The sequence below is a fragment of the Desulfuromonas sp. genome, from assembly GCA_002869615.1.
In the GTDB taxonomy this organism is placed as follows: domain Bacteria; phylum Desulfobacterota; class Desulfuromonadia; order Desulfuromonadales; family UBA2294; genus BM707.
This window is the reverse complement of the sequence record PKUH01000014.1, coordinates 38658-47117: the sequence shown is the minus strand read 5'-3', so window position 1 is coordinate 47117 and position 8460 is coordinate 38658. Positions and strand designations below refer to the sequence as shown.

Here is an 8460-nt window from a genome sequence, read left to right as displayed (position 1 = left end):
AGAACCGCCGGGTCCCGGCCCGGCAGCCGGGTTCATTTCTTTATTGAGCGATAAAGAAACGAACCAAAGAAACCGCTCCCTTGCAGGGGGCTTTTTTGTGCGGTCTGGATTGTTTCTGTTCAATTATGATGCCGGGGAGTTTGCCTTGAGGCAAACGCGAAACGTCTTCGTGGCGGTTGCGGTTGGGCTACGATTCAGTGATCGCGCTACCGGAAGCGACCTCAAGAGCAACGGGGGTAAGTCAAAGGCTTTGCTTTTGACAGTATTGAGATTTGTTCCTGACTCTCTCTGACAGCTGACAGCTTAAAACTTACAGCTGTCTTATATGTAAGACCGCCGAGCGAGCGGATTTTAATCCGGCGTTCAGGGAACGACAGTGACTGACGGATTGGAATCTGCGCAGTGAGGGAACCTGATCATCAGGCGGGTGAGCTGGGGTGTCTTTCTTTTGCTTACTTTTCTTGGACAAGCCCTTCGGCTGGCTCAGGACAGGTAAGAAAAGTAAGGAGCAAGCCGGGCGATACCGGCGAACTTGAATTATGTCTTCAGGGTGCGGTTGAAAAGTATGCCGGAATTTGAGTGCGCACGAATTAATTCCCGGTAAAATGTGATGAACCATATAAAAAGGACCGCTTGTCGAAGCGGTCCTTTTTATGCGCAAAATGTTGAATGGTCAGCCAACGCCGACATCATCCGGGTGGAAGCTCGGTATCAGGTCTGACTGACGGGTCGTCATGCTGATGAAGAGTCGGGCAACCAGATCATGCATAATGATCGTCTTTCGGTTGTTGGTGTTCTGGAAGTAATCCTTGATGACTTTTTTCAATGAGTTGTCACCGGAGACTTCGACCAGGATGTCGATCTCTTCGCCCTTGCTGATCAGCGATACCGGATCGGTCGTGGTGAAGATGCCATTCTCTTTAGCGACGCTCATGCCTTCGGCTTCGGCGTCAAGATCAGCGACACCAACGATATTGATGTAGCTATATTTGACCATTTCCTTGAGTAGCGGCGTCCCGGTCCTGCCGGCACCTATCAGTGCAACGCTTACATGATCTGCCATGTCAACCTCCTTTGTAAATTGCAATTAATCCGGTATCTTATCAATATGAAGTTGAAAGATCAATAAACATTCCCGGCTTCGGGACTAGGATTCAGGAAAGGTAACAGGTGGCTATGCAACTGTCTGCTGATCGTAAATGTTTTGTCTGTGGTCCGGATAATGAATCGGGGCTCAACATAAGGTTCACAATCGATCCGGTAAAGAACCGGGCTGAAGCAACAACGTCCCTGGCGGAAAGTTTTCAGGGGTGGCAAGGGGTCGTTCATGGTGGTATCATTTCAGCCCTGCTGGATGAGGCTGCGATCTATGCCTGTCGGCCACAGTCGCTGCATGCTGTGACGATGAAAATGCTGGTTCGTTTTCGCAAACCGGTACAGGTCGATCAGGAAGTCAAGGTTTCCGCTGAGGTCGTATCTGTTCGCCGCAACCTGGCTGAGGTTAAATCCGTGCTTACAGCCGGTGGCGATCTGTTGGCTGAAGCTGAAATTAAAGTCATGTTACTTGGAGACGAGGAGAAATGACAATGCAAAAGACGGTTGTAATAACCGGTGCGACATCCGGTTTCGGCAAAGCCTGTGTCGAGCGTTTTGCCGGTGACGGCTGCAGAATGATATTGGTCGGACGTCGTGAACAACGTCTGGCTGAGTTACAGGAGCAGTATCCGGATAACGATGTTCATCTTTTGCCGCTCGATGTCAGGAACCGCGAAGAGGTATTTACGGCATTTGCCAATCTTCCCGAACCTTTTCAGACGGTAGATGTCCTGGTGAATAACGCCGGACTCGCCCTCGGACTGGAACCTTCCTGGGAGACCGACATCAAAGATTGGGAGGTTATGGTCGACACCAATATTAAAGGTGTCCTTTACTGCACCCGCGCCCTGTTGCCGGGGATGGTCGACCGCAAGAATGGTTCAATTGTAAATATCGGTTCTGTGGCCGGAAACTGGCCTTATCCCGGCGGCAATGTGTATGGTGCAACGAAATCCTTTGTCCAGCAGTTTTCACGCAACCTGCGCTGTGATCTGCTCGGCAAGAATGTCAGGGTTACGAATATTGAACCGGGAATGGCTGAAACCGAATTTTCGATCAACCGTTTCAAGGGAGATAAGGAAAAGGCGGCCAATGTCTACAAGGGGATTCAACCCCTGACCGGCAAGGATATCGCCGAAGCGGTGCACTGGGTTGTTCATCTGCCGCCGCATGTCAATGTTAATACCCTGGAGTTGATGGCAACCAACCAGGCCTGGTCGCCGTTCAATATCCATCGTTCTGAAGAGAAATAACGGATATGGAGGAGCCGAATTATATGAGTGAATCAAACCTGTTGGTCAATATAGAGGATCAGATTGCGACGATTACGATCAATCGTCCGAAGAGTTTAAACGCTGTGACCGAATCTGTTTTTGTCGAACTCGAAGAGACCATTGATGATCTTGAGCAGGATGATGATGTTGCCGTCATCATCCTGACCGGTGCCGGCGACAAGGCTTTCGTGGCCGGCGGCGATATCACCCGGATGGTCGAGGCGACGCCTGAGTGGTCCCGCGATTTTGCCCATTTGGCGCAACGTGTTTTGAATAAAATTGAGGCCTCAGTGAAGCCGGTCATTGCCGCCATTAATGGTTATGCCCTCGGTGGTGGTTGCGAACTGGCGATGGCCTGCGATATCCGGATCGCTTCGGAAAAAGCCCTGTTTGGTCAACCGGAAGTCAAGCTCGGCATTATACCCGGTTTCGCCGGAACGCAGCGCCTTTCGCGTCTGGTCGGTAAAGGCAAGGCCAAGGAGATCATCTTTACCGGTGAGATGTTCGATGCCGCTGAAGCTCATCGCATCGGCCTGGTCAACAAGGTTGTCGCCGCCGATGAACTGATGCAAAGCTGTCAGGAGATGGCTTCAATTATTGCGCAGCGCAGCCGAACCGCCGTACGCCTGAGTAAAGAGGCGATCGACAATGGCCTGGAGATGGACGTTGCCCGGGCTGAAAAGTATGAAGCCGATCTGTTTTCCCTCTGCTTCGCAATGCCGGACCAGCGCGAAGGGATGTTGGCTTTTGTCGAGAAGAGGGCCGCCGTTTTCAAAGGCAAGTAGTCGCGCCCTCAATCCCGGGATATATCGAAATCATTCTGTTTGCGGTTTACGCTGGCGCCAAATCAAGGGCTGCGCAGCTGTGTACCAAAGTGTCCCGGATGATGTAAATAGTTTGAATTTTCTGCACCAGAATCATCTTCTTCAGCGGAGTCGGATAAATGTCATGGATTGGTAAAATATTTGGTGGTGGAATCGGAATGATGCTGGGTGGTCCTCTCGGGGCGATACTCGGAGCCGCAATCGGTCACACCCTGATCGATCAGCAGCAGTCGAACCGGTCCGCTTTTTCAGATCAGGAACGGAAGCAGGCCCTGTTCTTTACCGCGGTATTTGCCATGCTCGGCAAGATGGCAAAAGCCGACGGGGTGGTCACTAAAGACGAACTGCGGGTTGTCGAGAAGTTCATGACTCAGAATCTTCAGCTTGAGCCCAGGGCCCGTGAAGTAGCAATAGGGATTTTTAACCAAGCCAAGGATTCGACCAATGACTCATTCGAGGCATATGCGACCCAGTTTGGCCACGTTTTTTATCACGAACCGCAACTCCGCCAGATGTTTTATGAATTGCTTTTCACCCTGGCTATGGCCGATGGCGTGCTGCATCCGGCTGAAGAGCGGCTGCTCAAGCTGGCTCCGCAGTTATTAAAACTGCCGACCGGCAGCTTCAATAACTTACATAAACAGTTGGTCAATGATCTTTCTCCGTTATATGCCATGCTCGGCCTTTCGGAAGCCGCAACCGATGGCGAAGTCAAAAAAGCATATCGAAAACTCGCAAACGAATATCATCCTGATAAAGTAATAGCTCAGGGTTTGCCTGAAGATTTCCAGAAATTTGCGGAGGATAAGTTTAAAAAAATCAACGAGGCCTATGAGTCGATCATGGCCAGTCGAACATAACAGGAGGTGGAAATGCATTACCCGATGATTCATGTCTGCTATCGCGTACTCGATCTCGAGGCATCGGAAAAATTCTACATTGAAGCTTTCGGCTTTGAAATTTCACGCAAAAAGGATTTTCCCGGAGATTTTACACTCTCTTATCTGAAAGCGCCCGGTTCTGATTTTGAGATAGAATTGACCTATAATTATGGTCAGGAAGAGCCTTACACGATCGGCGATGGTTACTCCCATGTCGCGGTCAGCGTCGAGGACCTTGAAGGTTCTCACCAGAAGCATAAGGAGATGGGGCTTGAGATGACCGATCTCAAGGGCCTGGCCGGCGGCCAGGCGAAATTTTACTTCGTTACCGACCCCGATGGCTATCGGGTTGAGGTGGTTCGTAAATCATAACTGCTCAACGTTTAGGAGGTTCCACATGGCAAACATTACCCTGAAAGGGAATCCGATTGAAACCATTGGCCAGCTGCCGGCTTCCGGGACGGCTGCTCCCGATTTCACACTGGTTAAAACCGATTTGGCGGAACAGAAACTTTCTGACTTGAAAGGTAAGAAAGTCGTGATGAACATTTTTCCGAGCATCGATACTGATGTTTGCGCTGCGTCGGTCCGTAAGTTCAACGAAGAAGCGAGTGGCCAGGCGACAGTGCTCTGTATTTCGGCTGATCTGCCGTTTGCTCATAAACGTTTTTGTGCCGCAGAGGGTCTGGATAACGTCGAACCTCTTTCAGTGTTCAGAAACGGAGATTTTGGGCAGGATTATGGTGTGACCATTACGACCGGTCCGCTCGCCGGGCTTCTTTCGCGGGCAATCGTCGTTGTTGATGAAAATGGCCAGGTTGTTTATACCGAACAGGTTCCGGAGATCGCCCAGGAACCTGATTACGATGCTGCGCTGGCAGCAATTTAGCAACCTGATTCTAATCGCTGGCGAACGGGGTCCGGTCATTTCTGCCGGACCCCGTTCGTGCTTGTCATGGCTCAAGGATTTGAATCGGAATTTTCAGCTTGCAAAATCGATAATCCCTTTACAAGCAGTCGCTTAACCTATATCTTACCACGTTACCATTTCTCCCCGGCCAGACAGAAATATTGAGATGAAGCAAAGTAATATCCGAAATTTTTCCATCATTGCCCATATCGATCATGGCAAATCGACCCTTGCCGATCGTTTGCTTGATGAGACCGGTGCGCTCACCGATCGGGAGAAGACTGACCAGTTCCTCGATAAGATGGATCTTGAGCGTGAACGCGGGATTACGATCAAGGCTCAGTCGGTCCGTCTCAATTACAAGGCTGATGACGGAGAGGTTTATATCCTCAACCTGATCGACACCCCGGGACACGTCGATTTTAATTACGAAGTCAGTCGTTCCCTTTCGGCGTGCGAAGGCGCGCTGCTGGTTGTCGACGCCTCCCAGGGAGTCGAGGCCCAGACCCTTGCCAACGTTTACCTGGCGATCGACCAGGATCTTGAGGTTTTTCCGGTTCTCAACAAGATTGACCTGGCGAGTGCCGACCCGGAATCGGTCAAGGCCGACATTGAAGAGGTTATCGGTATCGATGCTTCTGATGCTGTTCACGCCAGCGCCAAGGCCGGTATCGGCATTCACGACATCCTCGAGTCGATCGTAACCAAGTTTCCGCCGCCGGAGGGTGATGCCACGGCACCGCTCAAGGCCCTTATTTTCGACTCCTGGTATGATTCCTATCAAGGGGTCGTTATCCTCGTTCGTCTGAAAGAGGGGGAACTGAAAAAGGGCGACCGGGTCAAGTTGATGGCGAGCGGTAAGTCGTATGAAGTGCTCAAACTCGGCGTATTCTCCCCGCACATGGTTGAAATGAAATCACTTGCGGCCGGCGAGGTCGGTTTTATTATCGCCGGCATCAAAACGGTTCAGGATGCCAAGGTCGGTGATACCATTACCCATGAAAAACATGGGGCAACCGCGCCGTTGCCGGGCTTCAAGGAAGTCAAGCCAATGGTCTTTTCGGGTCTTTATCCGATTGATACCGGCGATTACGACGCTCTGCGCGATGCGATGGAAAAACTGAGTCTCAATGATTCATCATTCTCATTCGAGCCGGAAAATTCCGTGGCCCTCGGTTTTGGCTTTCGTTGCGGCTTTCTCGGCTTGCTTCACATGGAAATCATCCAGGAGCGGGTTGAGCGCGAGTTCGGGATCGATCTGATCACCACGGCACCGACTGTCGTATACAAGGTGACTGATACCAAGGGGCACCTCTTTAATGTTGATAGCGCCAACAAGCTGCCCGATGTCCAGCATATTGAGAAAATCGAAGAACCGTTCATCCTGGCAACCGTACATGTGCCGAATGACTTTGTCGGCGGCGTTCTCGCCCTGTGCGAAGAGAAGCGAGGCATTCAGCGTGAACTCAGGTACCTCTCGTCAAACCGGGTTATGGTGACCTATGAACTGCCGCTCAATGAAATTGTCCTCGATTTTTATGATCGTCTGAAAACCATATCGCGTGGCTACGGTTCGCTCGATTACGAACCACTCGATTATCGCCCGAGCGACCTTGTTCGCCTGAATGTCATGATCAACGGCGAGATTGTCGATGCGCTTTCTTTGATTGTGCATCGTGATAAATCGCAATTTCGCGGTCGCGATCTGGTCTCCAAGATGAAAGAATTTATTCCGCGACAGCAATTTGTCGTTGCGATTCAGGCGGCAATCGGCAATAAAGTAATAGCGCGCGAAACGGTCAAGGCTCTACGCAAGGATGTTACGGCCAAGTGTTATGGTGGTGATATCACCCGGAAGCGGAAACTTCTCGAGAAGCAGAAAGAGGGTAAGAAGCGGATGAAGCAGGTCGGCAGCGTTGAGTTGCCGCAGGAAGCCTTCTTGGCAATACTTAAAGTGAAAGAGTAGGGTTAATGTCAAAAGACCATGAAAGAACACAGAAAATAGAATTGGACAAGAAGGGGCGTCCGAAAAAGCCCTGGTACCGGGAATGGTCCGAGGCGATTATCGTTGCCGGTATCCTGGCCTTGATTATCCGCTCTTTTGTGATCCAGGCATTCAAGATTCCGTCAGGTTCGATGGAGGATACGCTGCTGGTTGGCGATCACCTGCTTGTTAATAAATTCATATACGGAACCCAGATCCCCTTTGTCGGTAACTAACGCTATTTTCCCGTCCGCAACCCGCAACGCGGTGATGTTATCGTTTTTGAATGGCCGGTTGATACGGTCAATAAGGATCTGAATTACTTTACCCGTAAGGATTTTATCAAGCGAATCGTTGGTGTTCCGGGCGACACGGTTTCGATCAGGGACAAACAGGTATTTGTCAATGGTGAGCCTTACCGGATTGATCAGGAAGTTCACAAGTCTCCTTATCTCATCCCGGGATGCAGTGACATCGGCAGCTGGACCCGATCGGCGTCCGAACGCGTTCGCGACTGCATGAACGAAGTGACCGTGCCGGCCGACCGCTATTTTGTCCTCGGTGATAATCGGGATAACTCCCGCGACAGTCGTTTCTGGGGTTTTGTTCCGCGCGACAATATCAAGGGGCTCGCTTTTATCAAGTACTGGTCGTGGGACAATCGAGACACCAATGTTCGCTGGAAACGGATCGGTCAGTTGATCGAGTGATTTTTCATGAAAACACGAAATCTGGTATTGACTGAATTAAGCTGACACGATATATTCCACAAAATCGAAATTAGACCTTTAACGGTCCAATCCTTTTAATCTGATCCAGAGAGGTCAGAAAAGGTGGTAAATATGATCCGGATTCACCAGAAAATGATAACAGTACCTTTTTGCGCGTGTGCGAAAAGGTATTTTTTTGTGCCTGATTATCAGAACGGGGAGGATACAGATGTCGGTTAAGGATACTGTTATTCTTGATCAAGCCGGGGTCAAGCGGGCTTTGACCCGGATTGCTCATGAGATTCTTGAAAACAACAAGGGGACCGAGTCCCTGGTTCTGGTCGGGATCCGGAGCGGTGGAGCCTATCTCGCAGAACAGATTGCAATCCGTATTAATGAAATCGAAGGAGTGAAATTGAATATCGGTGCTGTCGATATCACCATGTATCGGGATGATCTCGGTTCCAGGGGATCTTTGCCGGTCGGGAAAACCGATATCCCGTTTGCCCTCGATGAACAGAAGGTTGTGCTGGTCGATGATGTGCTTTTTACCGGCCGGACGATCCGGGCTGCCATGGATGCGTTAATGGATTTTGGCCGGCCGAGTTCAATCCAGCTGGCGGTTCTGATTGATCGCGGCCACCGCGAGCTCCCGATCCGTTCTGATTACACCGGCCGCAACATCCCGACCACCCGCAACGAAAAGGTGCAGGTCGAATTTGATGACGATAACTGTCCGGTCGAAGTCCGACTGGAAAAACAGTAAGGAACAGAGGAGGTCA

General features: G+C 50.6%; 10 protein-coding genes and 1 pseudogene. 10 read left to right on the top strand and 1 reads right to left on the bottom strand.

The genetic code is table 11. From position 1 onward, the window contains the following. Nucleotides 1-292: hypothetical protein (locus C0623_02325; GenBank protein ID PLY03196.1), on the top strand; the 292-nt coding region annotated here is incomplete at its 5' end. A gap of 381 nt (nt 293-673) precedes the next feature. Here C0623_02325 and C0623_02320 read toward each other — a convergent pair. Next, complete coding sequence (locus tag C0623_02320) at nt 674-1063, bottom strand: hypothetical protein (GenBank protein PLY03195.1); 390 nt, start codon at nt 1061-1063, stop codon at nt 674-676. Between the two features lie 113 nt (nt 1064-1176). Here C0623_02320 and C0623_02315 point away from each other — a divergent pair, with 113 nt between their 5' ends. The 9 genes and pseudogenes from C0623_02315 to C0623_02275 all read left to right on the top strand — a co-directional run bounded on the left by C0623_02315 (nt 1177) and on the right by C0623_02275 (nt 8444). Beyond that, nucleotides 1177-1584: a PaaI family thioesterase gene (locus tag C0623_02315; protein ID PLY03194.1), complete on the top strand. Its 408-nt coding sequence runs from the start codon at nt 1177-1179 to the stop codon at nt 1582-1584. A gap of 2 nt (nt 1585-1586) precedes the next feature. Further along, entirely contained in the window at nt 1587-2348 is a 762-nt protein-coding gene (locus C0623_02310; GenBank protein PLY03193.1) for an NAD(P)-dependent oxidoreductase, read from the top strand. Nucleotides 2349-2371: 23 nt separating this feature from the next. Then, complete coding sequence (locus C0623_02305) at nt 2372-3154, top strand: crotonase (GenBank protein ID PLY03192.1); 783 nt, start codon at nt 2372-2374, stop codon at nt 3152-3154. A 158-nt stretch (nt 3155-3312) separates the two neighbouring features. Next, nucleotides 3313-4053 (top strand): molecular chaperone DjlA, encoded by a 741-nt coding sequence (locus tag C0623_02300; GenBank protein PLY03191.1) that lies wholly within the window; start codon nt 3313-3315, stop codon nt 4051-4053. Between the two features lie 12 nt (nt 4054-4065). Further along, entirely contained in the window at nt 4066-4446 is a 381-nt protein-coding gene (locus C0623_02295; GenBank protein ID PLY03190.1) for a lactoylglutathione lyase, read from the top strand. Nucleotides 4447-4471: 25 nt separating this feature from the next. Continuing rightward, nucleotides 4472-4963, top strand: a complete 492-nt coding sequence (locus tag C0623_02290; protein PLY03189.1) for a thiol peroxidase — start codon at nt 4472-4474, stop codon at nt 4961-4963. 187 nt (nt 4964-5150) lie between these two features. Continuing rightward, complete coding sequence (locus C0623_02285) at nt 5151-6950, top strand: elongation factor 4 (GenBank protein ID PLY03188.1); 1800 nt, start codon at nt 5151-5153, stop codon at nt 6948-6950. Nucleotides 6951-6955: 5 nt separating this feature from the next. Next, nucleotides 6956-7678, top strand: a pseudogene (gene lepB / locus C0623_02280) (signal peptidase I). Nucleotides 7679-7907: 229 nt separating this feature from the next. Beyond that, on the top strand, nt 7908-8444 hold the full coding sequence (locus C0623_02275; GenBank protein PLY03187.1) for a bifunctional pyr operon transcriptional regulator/uracil phosphoribosyltransferase PyrR: 537 nt from the start codon (nt 7908-7910) through the stop codon (nt 8442-8444). Nucleotides 8445-8460: the final 16 nt, after the last annotated feature.

Bases quoted from the DNA above. Each gene is read 5' to 3' on its own strand.
- C0623_02285 (PLY03188.1), top strand. From the start codon at position 5,151: ATGAAGCAAAGTAATATCCGAAATTTTTCCATCATTGCCCATATCGAT.
- C0623_02305 (PLY03192.1), top strand. From the start codon at position 2,372: ATGAGTGAATCAAACCTGTTGGTCAATATAGAGGATCAGATTGCGACG.
- C0623_02290 (PLY03189.1), top strand. From the start codon at position 4,472: ATGGCAAACATTACCCTGAAAGGGAATCCGATTGAAACCATTGGCCAG.
- C0623_02300 (PLY03191.1), top strand. From the start codon at position 3,313: ATGTCATGGATTGGTAAAATATTTGGTGGTGGAATCGGAATGATGCTG.
- C0623_02315 (PLY03194.1), top strand. From the start codon at position 1,177: ATGCAACTGTCTGCTGATCGTAAATGTTTTGTCTGTGGTCCGGATAAT.
- C0623_02320 (PLY03195.1), bottom strand. From the start codon at position 1,063: ATGGCAGATCATGTAAGCGTTGCACTGATAGGTGCCGGCAGGACCGGG.
- C0623_02275 (PLY03187.1), top strand. From the start codon at position 7,908: ATGTCGGTTAAGGATACTGTTATTCTTGATCAAGCCGGGGTCAAGCGG.
- C0623_02295 (PLY03190.1), top strand. From the start codon at position 4,066: ATGCATTACCCGATGATTCATGTCTGCTATCGCGTACTCGATCTCGAG.
- C0623_02310 (PLY03193.1), top strand. From the start codon at position 1,587: ATGCAAAAGACGGTTGTAATAACCGGTGCGACATCCGGTTTCGGCAAA.